The organism is Phyllobacterium endophyticum (assembly GCF_003010935.1).
In the GTDB taxonomy this organism is placed as follows: domain Bacteria; phylum Pseudomonadota; class Alphaproteobacteria; order Rhizobiales; family Rhizobiaceae; genus Phyllobacterium; species Phyllobacterium endophyticum.
In genome coordinates, this window is sequence record NZ_PGGN01000004.1 from 278,300 (window position 1) to 295,365 (window position 17,066).

Genomic DNA, 17,066 nt, shown 5'->3' on the forward strand with positions numbered 1-17,066 from the left:
GCGCTCCATAAGAGCGCTGGCGGAGCTACAAAATCAATAGGCGGTGCTCAGCAAATCCTTGGCGTTGCTGGCATCGTAGAATTGATCCGGATTGATGATCTTTTCCGGAATCTTTTCTCCATTGGCATAGGCAACAGCCGTGTCGAACGCCTTTGGCCCAAAGCGCGGATTACATTCAACGACAGCTGCAATCTTGCCATCGACCACGGCCTGAACTGCTTCCTTGCCGCCGTCGATGGACAGGACAAGGATATCCTTGCCTGGCACCTTGCCCGCAGCTTCGATCGCGGAAATCGCTCCCATCGCCATCTCGTCATTATGTGCATAGATCACATTGGCGTCGGGATGCGCCTGCAACAGCGTTTCGGCAACCTGGCGCCCCTTGTCGCGGGCGAAATCGCCGGTCTGCGAGGCGACGATCTTGAACTCCGGATGTTTGGCGATCACATCGTCAAAGCCCTTCTTGCGGTCATTGGCCGGGGAAGAGCCGGTGGTGCCTTCAAGCTCGATGATCGTGGTCTTGCCATTGGCGTTCTTGACCAGCCAGTCGGCAACGCGTTGGCCTTCCTCGATGAAATTGGAGCCGATGAAGGTGACATAATCCTCACCGGCCTTGGCCAGCGAAGCGTCGACGTTACGATCAAGCAGGATCACCGGGATACCGGCGTTCTTGGCTGCCTTGATTGCTGGAATAAGCGGCTTTTCCTCACGTGGCGCAAGGAAGATCAGATCCACCCCCTGGGCGATCATGGAATTGACGTCGGCGACCTGCTTGGCGGCGGAACTCGCGGCATCGGTGTAAACCAGTTGCCAACCTCGCTTCTTGGCCTCTTCCTGCATGCTGGCGGTCTGGGCCAGACGCCAGGGATTGTTGCTCTCGGTCTGTGCGAAGCCGACCTTGTAGGTGTCTTTCTTCTTGAGCGGCGGCGCCGCGGCAAATGCGCTGCCAGCAACCATTGTCGCAGCCAGTCCAACAACCGATGTGAAGAGCAGAGTCCGACGGGTCATAGTCATTGAAAATTTCCTCCCAGAAATTAGCTCGTGGGGATTCCACTGCCCGCGATCATCGCTGCTTATAATAATTAGTCAATAATTATTTATGTTGATTAGTCACTCCAACTGTTCGTAATATTCGCTGCAACTTCATCGATTCCGGCCAGTCTACGGATAGCGGGAAGCGTCGTTCCGGGTGGGTGATACGGTGGACAATTCGACCACTGGGAAGAGCAAGGCCACGCGGCTTGCAATGCGCCGCAAGCGCGTCAGCAAGCGTGTGACGATGACCGACATTGCCCGTGCCGCAGGTTGTTCACAGGCCACCGTCTCCTTCGTCTTGAACAAGACGCCAGGCATCAAACTCGCCGCCGAAACGCGCGAAAGGGTGATAGACGCAGCGCGCGCGCTTGGCTATGCGGCGCCGAATTTCGCCCATCTCGACACCGCGGATATCCTCGCGCCCGCATTGGACGGCAAGATTGGCTTTGTGGTCGATCAGCTTGCAACCAGTCCCGAGGCAGTGGTCGCCATCGAGGGTGCGCGCCAGGCTTCATGGAATGCGGGAAACATCATACTCGTTGCCCAGACACTCAACGATCCCGAGATGGAACCGCGCACGATACGCGCCTTGCGCGAGCAGGGGATATCGGCGCTGATTTATATGGCGATCTTTACACGTGAGGTTGTCCTGCCGGCGGCGGTTTACGAACTGGATGTACCGGTCGTTCTCATCAACTGCTATACGGCGGACCACGCGTTTCCTGCCGTCGTGCCGAGCGAGATCGCCGGCGGCCAGCATTCGACCCGTCACCTGATCCAGCACGGTCACCGGCGCATTGGCACGATCACTGGCGAGCCATGGATGGAGGCAGCCAAGGACAGGCTCAAGGGCTATCGTCGCGCCCTGGCGACGGCAGATATTCCCTTCGACGCGAAACTGGTGATCGACGGCGACTGGTCGGCAAGCGCCGGATACGACGCCACAAGAAAACTGCTGACGTTGCATGATCGCCCCACCGCCATTTTCTGCCAAAACGATCGCACCGCGATTGGCTGCTACGAAGCCCTGAAGGAAGCCGGAATGCGGATTCCCGAGGATATCTCCGTCATCGGCTATGACGACGAGGAAATCTCCCGCCATCTCCATCCGCAATTGACGACGTCGGTCCTGCCGCATCGAGCCATGGGGCGATGGGCAATAGAGCAACTGGATGGATATGCCCCGTCATCATCAGGCACGCGCTATCCGATCACCAAACTCGAGTGCCCGCTGGTGGAGCGGCTGTCTGTTGCGGAGTGCGCCGAAAAACTCGCGGTCTTCAGCTAGTCTCCGGGCGTCCGCTGCGCATAGTCGGAGCGATCGATCCCGTGACGTTGCAACTTGTCATAGAAGGTCTTGCGCGGAATTCCCAAGGTTTCGATGGTCGAGCGCACGTCGCCATTGTTCGCGCTCAGTGCATCGCGGATCAGTTTCGCTTCGTGCTGTTCCATTGCCAACGGCAGATTGAGAATGCTCGTGTCCGGACCGGCGGGTTGAATAGCCGTCTCCTCGAGCCCCAGCGCAACACGCTCGGCAAAATGTGACAACTCGCGCACATTTCCCGGCCAATCATGGTCCATAAGGCGCGAGCGCAACGCCCCTGTCAATTCTGGCGTTTCGCTCTTGAACCGCGCTGCAGCCCGTTGCAGGAAATGCGTGAACAGCAAAGGAATATCGTCCCGGCGCTCGCGCAGCGGCGGGATCGAGATCGTGACGACGTTCAAACGATAGAACAGGTCTTCGCGAAAATTCGCGCGCTGTTGCGGGCTGCCGAGGTCGACCTTTGCGGCGGCCACGACACGCAGGTCAACAGCACGATGATCATTGGTGCCCAGCGGCGTGATCTCGCGGGTTTCAAGTACGCGCAGCAATTTGACCTGTGTCGACAGCGGCATGCTTTCTATCTCATCGAGAAACAGCGTGCCTCCACTGGCATGTTCGATACGCCCGACGCGCTTTTTCTGCGCTCCGGTAAATGCCCCCGCCTCATGCCCGAACAGTTCACTTTCGATCACTGTTTCCGGCAGCGCTCCGCAATTGAGAGCGACGAAATTGCCTCGCTTGCGACGGCTCCATTCGTGCAGCAGGCTTGCCGCAACTTCCTTGCCGGTGCCGGTTTCACCGGCAATCAGGACGTCGACATCCGCATTGGCCACGTGACGCAAGGTCTTGCGCAGGTTCTGCATGACGGGGGTCTGGCCAATCAACGGGAGATTGTCATCGGATGTCTCGAGCGCGAGGCGCAGCTCGCGGTTTTCAATCACCAAGCGCCGCTTTTCAGCCCCACGCATGATGCTCTGGACAAGCCGCTCGGCCGGATAGGGCTTGGCGATGAAATCATAGGCTCCATCCTGCATGGCCTCGACGGCCATATCGATATCACCATGACCTGTGACCAGAATGACGGGCAGGTCGGCGTCCATGGCGCGCAGGCGCCGGAACAATTCCAGGCCGTCGATGTGCGGCATGCGCACATCGGTGACGACGACGCCGGTAAAATCCGGCGTCAGAACCTGCAGCGCGCTCATGGAATCCGCAAAGGGCATGACACTGAAACCCGCAAGCTCCAGGGTCTGACGATTGGCGTTGCGCAGGTCGTCGTCGTCGTCGATAAACGCTACGGTGGTCTGAATATCCATGTCAGCTGGCCCTCGGAAGATGAACCGTGAACTCGGTTCCGGCACTGGTGCTCCTGACCTCGATCCGTCCCCCGTAGTCAGCGACGATGTCGTGGCAGATAACAAGGCCAAGCCCAAGACCGCGCTCCTTCGACGTGTTGAACGGAGTGAACAGAGCGCGCATGACCGCCTCGGGAATACCCGGCCCGTTGTCGGAGACGATCAGATGGACATCGCCGTCGGTAACAGCGGTCCGTACGCTGATCCTGCTCGCGGGGCCGCCTTCCGTTGCCTCCAGCGCGTTTTGCATGAGATTGATGAGCACCTGTTCCAACCGGATGCGGTTGCCGTGAACCTTGATATCAGGCGGTGGCGCCTGCGTGATGATCTGTCCGGCCCGCTGACGGAACCGGCTGCCCAGCAGCAGGAGAGCACCTTCGATGACATCGCTGACACTGATCGGACCCGTGTCGCCCGTGCCCTTGCGGGCGAAAGTCCGCAGCTCTTCGGTGATCCCGCCGATGCGCTCGGTCAGCCCGGCGATGGCTTTCAGATTGCCCTTGGCGGAATCGATCTGATTGCGGCCAAGAAAGGTCTCGGCATTGTCTGCATAGGCGCGGATGGCGGCGACAGGCTGGTTGATCTCGTGGGCGACACCAGCCGTGACCTGTCCGAGAATGGCTAGACGGTTTGCCTGTACCAGGTCCTGTTGGACCGTCTGAAGCTTCGTCTCCATTTTCTGGCGTTCCTCGACCTGCATCACGAGTTCGGCATGGGCGGTACTGAGATCTTCCGTGCGTTCGGCAACACGCCGCTCAAGCTCAAGCCGTGCCGCCTCCTGCGCGCGGGCGCGCCGAAGCGCCAATCCGCGCCGGCGCAGGAAAAAGGCCGTCAAGGCGAGCAGCGGCGCAAGAACGATCAATGCCAGCAATTGGGCAGTTCGGACTGCCTCCGCAACCGCAGGGGCCGCAGGCGCGAGCAATTGCAGCTTCCAGCTCGTGGTGGGAACCGGCGTCTGTACGCGGACGAACTCTTCAGCCTTCGCCGTACCCGGCAGCCGGGCCTGGACGATGTCAGGCTGGCCCTGCGGCAAGGCTGGCTTGATGTCGAGCGGTGCAAGTGGTGCATCGCCAAATTGCAGGCTCTCACGGATCGGGCCCATCTGGCTATCAAGGATCGGACCCTCTGTCATGAAACGCCACTCAGGGACGCTCGCGATCAGCACGATGCCGCGCTGGTCGATCACGAGCGAGGGATCGGTGTTACGCCTCCAATCGGTTTCAAGGTCGTCAAACTCGAGCTTGACGACGATTACGCCGAGCACCCCCGACGGCCCGTCGACACGTTTCGATATGTAAAGCCCTGGACGTTTGCTGACAGTCCCAAGTGCGTAGTGCTCGGCGCTTCCGGCGGCGACAGCGCGGGTATAGTAGGGCCGAAAGCTGTAATTGGTGCCGACGAAGCTTGTCGGTTCGCGCCAGTTGCTAGATGCAAGGGTCAGGCCATCCGCGTTCAAAAGGTAAATGACCGAAGAGCGGGTTTCCCCGACCAGACTTTCAAGCTTGCGGTCGACCAGTTGCAACAGACTGTCGCTTCGCGTCGTCAATGCCCCGATCACATCGCGGTCCTGCGCAAGGACGAAAGGCAGGGATCGTTGCTTTTCAAGGACCGTTCGCAGCAGTACCGCATTGAGTTCGGCCGCGCTTCGCGCGCGTACCTCGAGTGTTTCGTAGGCGCGGTTGCGACCATATTCATTGGCAATGAAAAACGCACCTGCGACAACCGCGACGGCGACAGCGGCGTAGACCAGCTGTGCAACCCGGCCGTTCGATACCGCCCAGGGACCGCTCTCCGGGCGCATTGCCAACCTACTTTCCATGACAGCATTGTGCCGAAATTCGCACATACCTCAAGGAAAATGTGCGGCCATCCGCACACGCAGAGGTAGCGGCGCGAGCGGGATTACCAAGTTTTACAAAGACTTCAACTGATTAGGTGATGGCGCCAACTTGGCACGGTGCTTGCAATGACTTGTCGAGAGGGGCTGGTTTGCCCGCCCCTGTAACGAGAGCCCAGGAGGCTGGCAAGCTATTGCGCCAGACGCGGCTCGCACCTTTGGAGGAAGTTATGAGTCCTGTGACGATCAACACAGTCCCGCAGCCGCGTGGCAAAACACCTATTTACGCCCACCTTTATTTCCAGGTCATCGTTGCCATCACGATCGGTATCCTGCTCGGGCACTACTATCCTGATATCGGCACCAGCATGAAGCCGCTCGGGGACGCCTTCATCAAGCTGGTGAAAATGATCATCGCCCCGGTGATTTTCCTAACCGTCACAACAGGGATTGCCGGCATGAGCGACCTGAAGAAGGTCGGCCGCGTTGCCGGTAAGGCGATGCTGTATTTCCTGACCTTCTCGACGCTCGCGCTGATTGTGGGCCTGATCGTTGCCAATATCGTGCAGCCAGGCGCCGGCATGAATATCGATGCAGCATCACTCGATCCCGCTGCCGTGGCAACCTATACGCAACAGGCGCATGAACAAAGCATTACAGGATTCCTTACGAACATAATCCCGACGACAATCGTCGGCGCCTTCGCCTCGGGTGATATTCTGCAGGTCCTGTTCTTCTCGGTACTTTTTGGCCTTTCGCTTGCCATGGTTGGCGAGAAGGCGGAACCGGTGACCAATTTCCTGCAGGTGCTTTCGGCGCCGATCTTCAAGCTCGTTGCGATCCTGATGAAGGCTGCACCCATTGGCGCCTTTGGTGCGATGGCCTTCACCATCGGGAAATATGGTATTGGCTCGGTGGCCAACCTGATCTTCCTGATTGGAACCTTCTATCTCACTTCCTTGCTTTTTGTGATCGTGGTGCTTGGCGCCGTCGCCTGGTATAATGGGTTTTCCATCTTTGCACTGATCCGTTATATCAAGGAAGAACTGCTGCTTGTTCTTGGAACGAGCTCGTCGGAAGCCGCACTGCCGACGCTGATGGCAAAGATGGAGAAGGCAGGCTGCAAGAAGTCAGTTGTCGGTCTCGTCATTCCGACCGGTTATTCGTTTAATCTCGATGGTACAAATATCTACATGACCTTGGCCGCCCTGTTCATTGCGCAGGCGACAAACACCCACCTGACGATCACGGATCAGGTACTGCTCCTGCTCGTTGCGATGTTGAGTTCCAAGGGTGCTGCAGGCATCACCGGCGCTGGCTTCATCACGCTTGCCGCGACGCTCTCCGTCGTTCCGGCGGTTCCCGTAGCAGGGATGGCGCTGATCCTCGGCATAGACCGTTTCATGTCCGAATGCCGTGCTCTCACCAACCTCGTGGGCAATGCAGTCGCGACTATCGTCGTCGCCCGCTGGGAGGGCGAGCTTGACACCAACAGGCTTGCGCAAGCACTCAACGGCGATTTCGCCGACGAGGATGCACTGGTGCTCGCAAGCTGAATGCATCCGGCTGGTTGAAGCAGAAGGCGGGCCACCAGGGCCCGCCTTCAATCCGGTTATTTCTCTCGGCGCGAACAGATGCGCATCAGCTGTTCAGCACTGCGTTCACCGCCGCCGCCGCGTCAAGCAGCCCCGCTCCAAAGAAGTACCTTGGATCGATGACGTCTTCATTATCCGCGTTCATGCAGTCGGGGGTGAGAGGTCGTACACCTGGTTCGACATTGATGTTACGATTGGACGCCTCCTCCAGGATGCTCTTCAGAGCGACGCCGCTCAACTTTCCTGATCCGTGAACGGCGCGATGGGCTCTTTGCACGAGAGCGGCAACGCCGCCGACCAGAGCTGCCGCGCCGGATGTACCGCCAAAGCTCGTATAGTAGCCCCCACCCACGCCCGGATTGTTTGCAGACGGAAGCAGTGAGGACCATGGTGCTTTGCCTTCATCATAACCGAAGACGCCTGGAAGGTCAGTACTGAGGAGACTGAAGTAGGAATAGCAATATTCCTTTCCGGTACCTGCACTATACTGATGTTTGGCCGTGAAGGGAGACCGGCGATCGACACGCAATTGATGACGATTTAAAACCTCACTATCGTCAGAAGGGGCAACCAAGGTGAGGCCTTCGCCGTAATTGCTGTAGCCTGCCCGAAAACCCTCGACTGTTACGGCGCCGACCGCGACAATGCCATTGTCGTGAGCTGCCAGGTTCGCTGGATAGATAAGCTGGCTTTCACCACTATTGCCGGCGGCGCAGATTACCGGGATCTTGCGACTGACTCCAATGATCAGACTTCTGAGGATATTCCACAATCTGTCCGGGTTCGAACCTGGCTGGATGGCCTTGGGTTCGAGTTCCGCCGTGCCTTGTTCGGCCACCGATATGCGCGCAAACAGATCCGCAGCATCCCGATTTGCCCAGCGCTCGAGATCAGCCTTCAATTCGTTCTTGGGTTCGACGACGCTTCGCTTCGGATCGGGTATGCCCCGGGGTATGACGATGACATCGACGTTCTGCGAATAGGCATAAAGGAAAGCCGCAACGAACTGTCTCGCATCTTCTTCAAATGATGTCGTAATGTTCACGAGACGGGAAAAAGGATCGGCGCCAAAATAAGGCAAGAGGTTGGGATTCTTGTTGGGACGTGTCTCACCTGGCTTTGAACTGGTGAGAAAGGTTTCTGGAGGCGATAAACTTTCGCCACCTTCAGATAACAGCGCGGCCGGCTCACCCACAATCAAGCCGGCGCAGGCGGTACCGTGAGATGCGAACATCGTGTTCGAATCGAGAATGCGCCGCAAAGTGCCATAGGAGGCTGCATACTCGGTTACAATATCGTCCAGGTACTCCTTGTCGTCCTCCGACAGCCCGAGGTTTCCAAGTCCTGAAATGTCCAGCCCGGCGAAGAATGCCTTTTTCTCCTCCTTGTAGGAGGTATTTGTGTCGTCGAGTATTTCGAGGGCGCGCGCACCATACTTGTGCGTTGCAAGGTCGATCGAGGCATCATGGTCGATCCTCGTCGTGAGATTTGGATGATCGGGAGATATTCCCACGTCAATCAGTGCGACCCTGGCCGGCGAAGTCTGACCCAGATTGGCGATACTATCCCAGACCGAACCGTTGATATGGGGAGAAGAAGCAGTCCGCACCGCACTTTCTTCGTTGGAGGTCGGCGGCTCACCAGGGGGCCCGAAGTCCACGGAAACTACCTTTAGAGCAGCCAGGTGCCAGAGAAAATAGTAACTGGCGGGTGGCCTCATGTTGTCTGACTGGCGGGACATTACAAACCTCGTTCACTTAGAGGAACCACTGAAGATGAATGTATCTTCGTCACACCCATTCCTTGTGTACTGCATTATACGTCGCAGCGAACGCGTCTCTCAGATAAGGAGCAAAACGGCGGGCAAGATCACGTCCCGCCTTTGTATCGCTCGGATAGTGAAGACCTGCCCATTCACGGTTCTCTGCAACATTTTGGGCAACTCGCGCCAATTCTTCGGTCGCAGGATGCTCTGGAAGGATCGTGTTGAACGCAAATACAATGGAAAAGCATTGGAATGCATGATTGCTTGGGAAAGCTTCGTGCGCTGGAACTGGCAAAAGCGGCCGGAGGCGCGGTTCGAACTGGTTGGGTCGCAGCCGGTTGAACTTACTCTTGTAAATCAGCCCAACATATTCGCACGCCGTCAGAATGCCCTGAAAAAGGCCGTCGGTCTGTTCATATCCCGCTATGTTCTCGATGTAGAGAGGTCGCGTAAACTCGGCGACAGTCAGCGCCGTTTCCTGTTGAATATCGGGCAACCTTCTAACCCGTTCGCGGTCGCGCTTCTGCATCGACAGGAGCACTTTGGTTTCAAGGCGAGTGAAATCCGGACCTGGCGGAGGGGTGATGTCGAGCAGTTCCCATGTGAACCGCGCCGCGGCCGTGAAGGCATTCCTGGAAGGTTGCTGATGTAGCCTGCGCAACTGGAACGCGGGTATCAATTGCCCATCGCCGGTACTGATTCCGCCGAATGCGGCTTTATTCTTATTCTTATTCTTATTCTTGTTCAGCGAGGACTTGTTCAATACGGCTTTGTTGGCGACGCCGCCGCTCGCCACGGCTGCCCCCGCCATCGGCAAGGCCGGACTGTCGATACCGGGTTGATCTGCCGAAGGCATTGCCGGTCGCCGGTCAGTCGCCACGAATGGTGGTTGAGGGCAGGGCGACACGTGGTCAGCATCAACCTGAAAGCGAAAACTGTTGAGGAACTGAGTCAGTGGCGATTGCGGCGCATGGTCCATCGTCTGGTATCCTTCATGAGCTCGAACAGAAATCGATGAAGGGAAGGGTTACCGGAGCTTGACGCCGGCTTTTCTAAGGCCGGCGATGAGCATCTTGCCTCCCCCAGTGTTCAACAGCGGATAGCGATTCTCCTGAAGAGACTCGATCGAGAAATTCGGTTCGACAGTCTCAAGCCGTTCAACGTATCTTCTTGCCGTATCCATCTCTCCGCGCTGTGCATGACTTGCCGCCAAATATCGCAAGAGAGAATTGAAATCCGGCCGCATCTTTAGCGCCTCTTCTCCCGCAGAAATGGCGGCGGCGTGATCGCCTGCGAGAGCCGCACTGATGCACTTGGTCGTATCGAAATAATATTTGTGCGCGCTGTAGAAACCGAGGTTCTGAACCCAATTGGCCATGGCCATCGCCTTTTCGGGCTGTCCGGCATAGCAATGTAACATGGCGTAGAGATCCCAGCCGAGGGGCTGGGCGGGATTGAGCTTTATCGCCCGCTCGAACAGTCCGGCGGCATAGTCGTATTCGCAAAAAAGGAATGAATGGACGTGTCCGACGAGGGCCAGCGCTATGGAATTGTTGCCACCCAACTCGAGCGCCTTGCGGGCATAGAGTTGAGCCTCTTCGACTATCGTCGAGTCATGGGCACTAAAACGCTGCCCGACCCGGAAGGTCCTGATAAAGGCGAGCCACGCGTAGACAGAAGCGGAGGGCCGGTCAGCAGCAATGTTGAGAAGGATGCGCTCCGCCCTGTCGAGATCATCTCGAGACAATCGAAAAATCGAGTTGACCGCTTCGATCATCGTGGTTTCGCGCGCGAGGTTTCCTCCCTCGGCGCGAATAAGAAAGCAACCTTGGACCTCATCGATCAGGTGATTGATCAGACCGTGCAACTGACTGGTTTCGCCTCTTTCAAGGGACAAGCGATCGGCGATGCAACTGTCTTTCCAGAGGAGGCTGTGATCGCTCAAACGCACGATGCTCACGATTATATGTGCGGTTTGACTGGCGAGCGTCAGTTCCAGCTGTATGCCGAGGGGGGTTGCAAGCGAGATTTCATTGCCTGCTGGATCAATGTTCGGCGAGCCCGGCCAGCCGCCTCCGCCAAAGGAGAAATCAGTAACGCGAATATCTGTCCCCTCAACGAGCGACTTGGCGATCAGGCCCGTTACTTCCGATGCGAGAACCTGTCCATGTTCGCTTTGTCCGCCAATGCGCGAGGGTAAAATCGCGACAACCCATTGTCTCGAGCCGACACCGGCAAGCGAACTCTGAACAGCGGCATCACTCGGCGATTGGATTGTTCGATCATCTCTCCCGGGATTGATTGCCGTCAATGGGACCAGAGCGGTCTTTGGCCGATCCTCCCGAACCAACTCGAGCTTCGGCTCGAATTTGTGCTGGAGCAATCCCTCATCCTGACGGCGCTGCCAGACCTGCCGCTCAAGCGTCAGCCATTCTTCGAATTCCGGATCTCTGACATCCAGGCCCTCGAGAAAATGTTCGGCGGCCAGTTCGTCTTTTCCTGTATGACTGCCAGTCAGGATATCGTCGATATCCAGTCTTATGCGGTCCATGCGGAGCGAAACGGTGTTCTTGTCCGCTACGAGGATATCGCGTGCATCGCCCAGACATTTGCGAATATCGAGCAATGCCTGGCGAAGACTGGCGGATGCCTGGTCTTCCGGCCTGTCGCTCCAAAGCTTGTCACGCAGCCAAACTCTTGAGCGTGATCCCCTGAGCGAAAGAGCCAGCATGGCGAGCACGGCCTGAGACTTTTGCGATTTGGGCGTGAGAGGTTTCCCCTCCGGATCTGTGATCGCGAAGGGTCCGATAAGATACATGCAATAAGCCGCTTCGTTCTGATGACTGAGGTTCATCAGGGCTTGTCCCCGAGTAGCGTCGTGGGTTACTTCATCTTCCCTGCCATAATGCTCTTCCCCCAAGTGTGGCACAAAACACGACTTTAGCAATACGTCTGCTGGTGCTGGAAGCCCGCGCAGGTAAGCGGGAACGCTTATTGCAGAAAGATCGTGCACTGGTTTGTCTCCGTTGATGACAGTTCTTCCGCCCGAAGTGCTAGGAATACCGTTCATCTGTCATTGCAGCGTGAGACCAACGTGAATTGACGAAAATTATAAGTGCGACCGACGCCTGCGCCCCCGTTGTCCTAGCGAGGCTGCTTTTCGGCCACGATGGCATACCTGTGCTGAAGACCGCGTGCGACGGCTTTGAAGTAGCCTAGATGTGACGCTTGCGCCTTGTGGATTTGCCGCAGGTCAGTGTCAGATGTAACTGGCGAGAAGCCTGCCTCATCGAGCAGACGACACACGGCGTCGACCCGGGCTCCGCCCGAAAAGTGGACGCGCGACAGGATGCTCCTGTGCGTGTCGGATGCGGCGGCGGGCGCATGCGGCGCTTGTGTCTTCACGAGCCCGGTTTTTTCCAGAAGGGCAGCAAGCCTGATTACCAACTTCTCGGCGACGCTGGTATTGACGAAATCGCCGTCGATAATCAGCAGTTTTCCGCCCGGCTTCAGGACGCGCAGCCATTCTCGAAAGCACGCGCTCGGATCCACCAACGTCCAGACGAGATGACGCGTGACAATGACATCATAGCTGTCATCCGCTTCCATCGTGTTTTCGGCATCGCCGAGATGAAACCGGATGGAGCGCCCCCGCGATGCCGCCTTGGCACGCGCCAGCGTCAGCATGGACTCCGACCAGTCGATGCCGGTCACGCTATAGCCGAGGTCGTCCATAAGGTGAGAAATCACGCCGGTTCCGCTTGCAAGGTCAAGCGCCCGGCGGCCTTCGCCGCGCCCGAGCTTTTTCCCGATCAGTTCGTGCCAGGCCGACCGTTCATCCTCAGAGAAGATTTCATGGCCCGGCGAAAGGTCGAACGTCGCGGCCCTGGCAGACCAGTAGGCCTTGATCTCCTCGCGCAGAGAAAAGTTGGCTTCGATCGTTCGATCGCTTTGCATGCGAGGCTCCTCATATTCAACTTCGAATGCTTCTAAAAGATAAACCTTGACTAGGAAAGTCATCAAATAATAAGTGCCCGCAGTTTCCACGGGAGATAGATTCATGCGCTTTTCTGGCAAATCGGCAATGCTCGCCCTCGGCCTTCTTATGTCCACGGTTCTTCCCGCCTTTGCGGAGGCCGTCATATTGAGGGACGTGACCGGGCGCGACGTTGAAGTCAACGTGCCGGTAAAGCACGTCATCCTGGGCGAGGGGCGGCAGATCTATTTCCTCGCTGCGCTCGACAAGGAAAACCCGTTCGAACATGTGGTTGGCTGGCGCGACGACCTGCCAAAGGCGGATCCGGAGTCCTACGCTGCCTATCTCGCCAAATATCCAGAGGTCGCCAAGCTGCCGACGTTCGGCGGCATGAAGGACGGCACTTTCAATATAGAGCAGGCGGTGGCGCTCAAGCCCGACGTTATCCTGATGAACATAGACGCCAAGACCGCAACGGAAGAGGCAGGCTATATCGAGAAGCTGGCCAAGGTCGGTATTCCACTCGTCTATGTCGACTTCCGCGAAAAGCCGATGGAAAACACCGAGCCGAGCATGCGCATCATGGGCAAGCTCATGGGCAAGGAACAGGTAGCTGAAGACTTCATCTCGTTCCGTGCCGATGCGATCAAACAGGTGACCGACGTTCTCGAAAAGAGCAATCCAAAGAGGCCGGTCGTCTTCGTTGAACGGGCAGGGGGCTATTCCGACGATTGCTGCATGTCCTTTGGCAACGAGAATTTTGGCAAGATGGTCGAGCTTGCGGGCGGTACCAACATGGCAAAAAACATCATTCCCGGCACCTTCGGAACGGTCAACCCCGAGCAGGTCATTGCCTCCAATCCGGATCAGGTCATCATTACCGGCGGCATGTGGGAAGGCTACATGCCAGGCGGCGACTGGGTGGGCGTCGGCTATGGTGCGGATATTACCGAAGCACATCGCAAGCTGGAAAACCTGACGAAGCGGCCGGCCTTCACCGGCATCAAGGCGGTTAGCGACGGCAATGTCCATGCAATCTGGCATCAGTTCTACAACAATCCCTATCAGTTCGTTGCCATCCAGCAGATCGCCAAGTGGCTGCACCCCGATCTTTTCGAGGATCTCGATCCGGAAGCCACCTTCAAGGAACTGCATGCACGCTTCCTGCCGCTGGACTACAAGCCGGGCTATTTCGTCTCCCTGAAAGACCAGTAGGCGATGACCGTTCACACCATCGAGACGCAGGAAACGGGGCGCGATCAGTATCGCGCCCTTGCCTTTCGGCGCATCCTCATTCTCGTCGCCCTGGCTGTCGCACTTGCCGCAAGCATAGCCATCGACATGGCGTTGGGGCCGGCAAACTACAGTCTGTCACAGGTGCTGTCCGCCCTGTTTTCACCCGAGAGTGCTGGTGACCAGTTGCGCGTGGTCATCTGGGATATTCGCATGCCGATTGCACTCATGGCTGTCACAGTGGGCGCATCGCTCTCCGTTGCAGGCGCCCAGATGCAGACAATCCTCTCCAATCCGCTCGCAAGTCCCTTCACTCTCGGTATCTCCGCCGCGGCGAGCTTCGGCGCGGCGCTGGGGCTGGTGGGCGGCGTCGCCCTCTTTCCTGGCGCGGTCCAGTATATGGTGCCGATCAATGCCTTTCTAATGGCGATGATGGCGGCAATGTTCATCCATTTCGCCTCGACGCTGCGTGGCGTGACGGTAGAAACGATCGTGCTTCTGGGGATCGCGCTCGTCTTCACCTTCAATGCTGCCCTGTCGCTTCTCGAATACCTTGCTTCCGAGCAGGCGCTCGCAGCCGTCGTCTTCTGGACAATGGGCAGCCTCACCAAGGCGACCTGGGGCAAGGTCTTCGTCACTGGCGCGATCCTCGTCCTGATCCTGCCGCTCTTCATGCGCAATGCCTGGGCGCTGACCGCGCTGAGGTTGGGTGATGACAAAGCAGCGAGCATGGGCGTCAACGTGCGGCGCCTGCGCCTCCAGACCATGCTGATCGTCAGCCTGCTCGCCGCCATTCCCGTTTCCTTTGTCGGCACGATCGGATTCGTCGGTCTCGTTGGCCCGCACATCGCCCGCATGGTCGTCGGTGAAGACCAGCGCTTCTTCCTGCCAGGGGCGGTGATCTGCGGCGCCTTGCTGCTGTCGGCCACGTCGGTGGTGAGCAAGGTGCTGATCCCCGGCGCGATCTTACCGATCGGCGTCATCACGGCGCTCGTCGGCGTTCCCTTCTTCTTCGTTCTCATTTTCTCCAACCGGAGGCGCGCATGGTAAGCCTGGTTCTGAAGGACCTCGGCGCTGCCTATGGCCGCACTACCGTCCTTTCCAAGGTGGCAATCGAGCTCTTGACGCCCGGCACGACCACCGCTGTCATCGGCCCGAATGCCGCGGGAAAATCGACGCTGTTCAAACGCATCGCGGGCCTTATCTCCGGCCCCGGCGTCGTCCAACTTTCCGACGCGACGCGCGGCTCGCGGTCTATCGGCTATATGCCGCAAGATACTGGCGCCAACGCGGTATTGACCGTCTACGAGTCCCTGCTTCTTGCCGCCAAGCAGGGCGGCGGCTGGCGGGTGAAGGACGAAGAGCTTTTCGAAATCGATGCAATCCTGAAGGCGCTGCGCATCGAAAATCTTGCTTTTCGGGGGCTTGACGCACTCTCCGGGGGCCAGAGGCAACTCGTCTCGTTGGGCCAGGCGCTTGTGCGTAAACCCGAGGTGCTGCTGATGGACGAGCCGACCTCGGCGCTCGATCTACATCGCCAGATCGATGTACTCGAGTTCGTCGGCGAGCTTGCTGCCCGCACGGGCATGATCGTCATGATCGCGTTGCATGACCTCAATCACGCACTGCGCTACTGTGCGAACACAATGGTCATCGCCAATGGTGAAATGGCATCGAGCGGTCCGACGAACGAGGTCATCACCTCGGCGATGTTGCGCGACATATACCGCATCGATGCGCGCATCGAAGCGTGCTCCCGCGGGCGCCCGATGGTCATCGTCGACGGCGCGCTGTAGTTGCGGCGAGGCGCGATTTTCCATCAATTACGATAACATTCAGATACGCCGGCACATCTCCCAGGTGTAGCGTCCTGCCATTCTTGAGCGTGCCGGTTCCGGGCGAATCCGGGTCCGCGCTTGTTGATGGCAGGTTGTGTAGTACAATAGCGGGAAGAGCTTGATGGCCAAGCGGTCGAGCGGTTGGCCGTACCGGCACCAATATGGTTACGCTGAATTCAGTGGGAAGCGACAATGGCCATTTTCATGGACCGGCATGATCTGAAGGGAGCTACTGCGGCGGAGATCGCAGAAGCGCATCGCAAGGATCTGGAAATACAGGACCACTATGGCGTAAAGTTCCTGACATATTGGTTTGATGAGCAGCGAGGCACTACGTTCTGCCTGATCGATGCGCCGGACGAGAGCACTGTGCAGTGCGTGCACCGGGAGGCGCATGGGCATGTTCCCGGAGAAATCGTGGAGGTCGCCCTTTCTGCAGTGGAGGCATTCCTCGGTAGAATTCAGGATCCGGAACCGCCACCGGGCCGCCTATCCGAAGGGGTGGATTCAGGACACAGAGCGATCATGTTCACCGACATCGTGGGATCAACAGCGATGACCGAGCGACTTGGCGATCGCAGGGCGACCGAGCTGGTGCGGGCACACGATGCCATCGTGCGCAGGTGCCTGAAACATTCAGGCGGGCGGGAAATAAAACACACCGGCGACGGGATCATGGCCTCCTTTTCTTCTACGCCTGAGGCAGTCGCTTGCGCAGCTTTGATCCAGCAGGAGTTTCGGCGATTTAACAACGGCAATGTCGAGCCAATTCACGTTCGCATCGGCCTTGATTGCGGTGAACCGGTCGAGGACAGCAACGATCTTTTCGGCTCTACGGTTCAACTTGCTGCACGCTTGTGTTCCGCAGCCCCTGCCGACCAAATACTCGTTTCCGAAAATATATGCCGCGAATGCCGGGATCCTGGCATCTTCGAGGCGTCAGCACAGCGGAACCTGAAGGGCTTCACCGCCCCTGTCGCTGCATTCGTCTGCCACTGGGACGACGACAGAAACGGCTGACGCCGGTACGCTCCGAAGGTAATTCACAAAAAGCCTGGCAGGCGCTGAAGTTGCAAATCAATAACGAGTCTTGCGGCCATCTTCAGTG

13 protein-coding genes are annotated in these 17,066 nt (G+C 57.9%); 6 read left to right on the forward strand and 7 right to left on the reverse strand.

Going from position 1 to position 17,066, the window contains the following annotated elements; translation table 11 throughout:
* Positions 1-33: 33 nt before the first annotated feature.
* Complete coding sequence (locus tag CU100_RS19555; RefSeq protein WP_407070363.1) at positions 34-1,008, reverse strand: ABC transporter substrate-binding protein; 975 nt, start codon at positions 1,006-1,008, stop codon at positions 34-36.
* A gap of 271 nt (positions 1,009-1,279) precedes the next feature.
* On the opposite strand from CU100_RS19555, the gene CU100_RS19560 reads away from it, so the two are divergent.
* A complete protein-coding gene (locus tag CU100_RS19560) occupies positions 1,280-2,323 on the forward strand; it encodes a LacI family DNA-binding transcriptional regulator (RefSeq protein WP_106718655.1) in 1,044 nt (347 codons plus the stop codon).
* Here CU100_RS19560 and CU100_RS19565 read toward each other — a convergent pair.
* Both CU100_RS19565 and CU100_RS19570 read right to left on the reverse strand, forming a co-directional pair.
* Positions 2,320-3,675, reverse strand: a complete 1,356-nt coding sequence (locus CU100_RS19565; protein WP_106718271.1) for a sigma-54-dependent transcriptional regulator — start codon at positions 3,673-3,675, stop codon at positions 2,320-2,322. The two genes, CU100_RS19560 and CU100_RS19565, sit on opposite strands and share 4 nt — an antisense overlap.
* Position 3,676: 1 nt before the next feature.
* Positions 3,677-5,515 (reverse strand): sensor histidine kinase, encoded by a 1,839-nt coding sequence (locus CU100_RS19570; RefSeq protein ID WP_245419170.1) that lies wholly within the window; start codon positions 5,513-5,515, stop codon positions 3,677-3,679.
* Between the two features lie 266 nt (positions 5,516-5,781).
* On the opposite strand from CU100_RS19570, the gene CU100_RS19575 reads away from it, so the two are divergent.
* Positions 5,782-7,107 (forward strand): dicarboxylate/amino acid:cation symporter, encoded by a 1,326-nt coding sequence (locus CU100_RS19575; RefSeq protein ID WP_106718273.1) that lies wholly within the window; start codon positions 5,782-5,784, stop codon positions 7,105-7,107.
* Positions 7,108-7,192: 85 nt separating this feature from the next.
* On the opposite strand, the gene CU100_RS19580 is transcribed toward CU100_RS19575, so the two are convergent.
* From CU100_RS19580 to CU100_RS19595, 4 genes are all read right to left on the reverse strand, one after another.
* On the reverse strand, positions 7,193-8,887 hold the full coding sequence (locus tag CU100_RS19580) for a S8 family serine peptidase (protein WP_106718274.1): 1,695 nt from the start codon (positions 8,885-8,887) through the stop codon (positions 7,193-7,195).
* 49 nt (positions 8,888-8,936) lie between these two features.
* Positions 8,937-9,890 (reverse strand): phosphatase PAP2 family protein, encoded by a 954-nt coding sequence (locus CU100_RS19585; protein ID WP_146141881.1) that lies wholly within the window; start codon positions 9,888-9,890, stop codon positions 8,937-8,939.
* A 48-nt stretch (positions 9,891-9,938) separates the two neighbouring features.
* Positions 9,939-11,765, reverse strand: coding sequence for an SARP family transcriptional regulator (locus CU100_RS19590; protein ID WP_245419135.1), 1,827 nt, complete (start codon positions 11,763-11,765; stop codon positions 9,939-9,941).
* Positions 11,766-12,055: 290 nt separating this feature from the next.
* Complete coding sequence (locus tag CU100_RS19595) at positions 12,056-12,868, reverse strand: class I SAM-dependent methyltransferase (protein WP_106718658.1); 813 nt, start codon at positions 12,866-12,868, stop codon at positions 12,056-12,058.
* A gap of 103 nt (positions 12,869-12,971) precedes the next feature.
* On the opposite strand from CU100_RS19595, the gene CU100_RS19600 reads away from it, so the two are divergent.
* From CU100_RS19600 to CU100_RS19615, 4 genes are all read left to right on the forward strand, one after another.
* The gene (locus CU100_RS19600; protein ID WP_106718275.1) at positions 12,972-14,102 is read left to right on the forward strand and encodes an ABC transporter substrate-binding protein; all 1,131 of its coding nucleotides are present in this window, start codon (positions 12,972-12,974) and stop codon (positions 14,100-14,102) included.
* Positions 14,103-14,105: 3 nt separating this feature from the next.
* Positions 14,106-15,170 (forward strand): FecCD family ABC transporter permease, encoded by a 1,065-nt coding sequence (locus tag CU100_RS19605; RefSeq protein WP_106718276.1) that lies wholly within the window; start codon positions 14,106-14,108, stop codon positions 15,168-15,170.
* Positions 15,164-15,916 carry an ABC transporter ATP-binding protein gene (locus CU100_RS19610; protein ID WP_106718277.1) on the forward strand — a complete coding sequence of 251 codons (753 nt, stop codon included), beginning with the start codon at positions 15,164-15,166 and terminating at the stop codon, positions 15,914-15,916. The genes CU100_RS19605 and CU100_RS19610 overlap by 7 nt, the downstream gene beginning before the upstream one ends.
* A 234-nt stretch (positions 15,917-16,150) precedes the next feature.
* Positions 16,151-16,978 (forward strand): nickel-binding protein, encoded by an 828-nt coding sequence (locus CU100_RS19615; RefSeq protein WP_106718278.1) that lies wholly within the window; start codon positions 16,151-16,153, stop codon positions 16,976-16,978.
* Positions 16,979-17,066 lie beyond the last annotated feature (88 nt).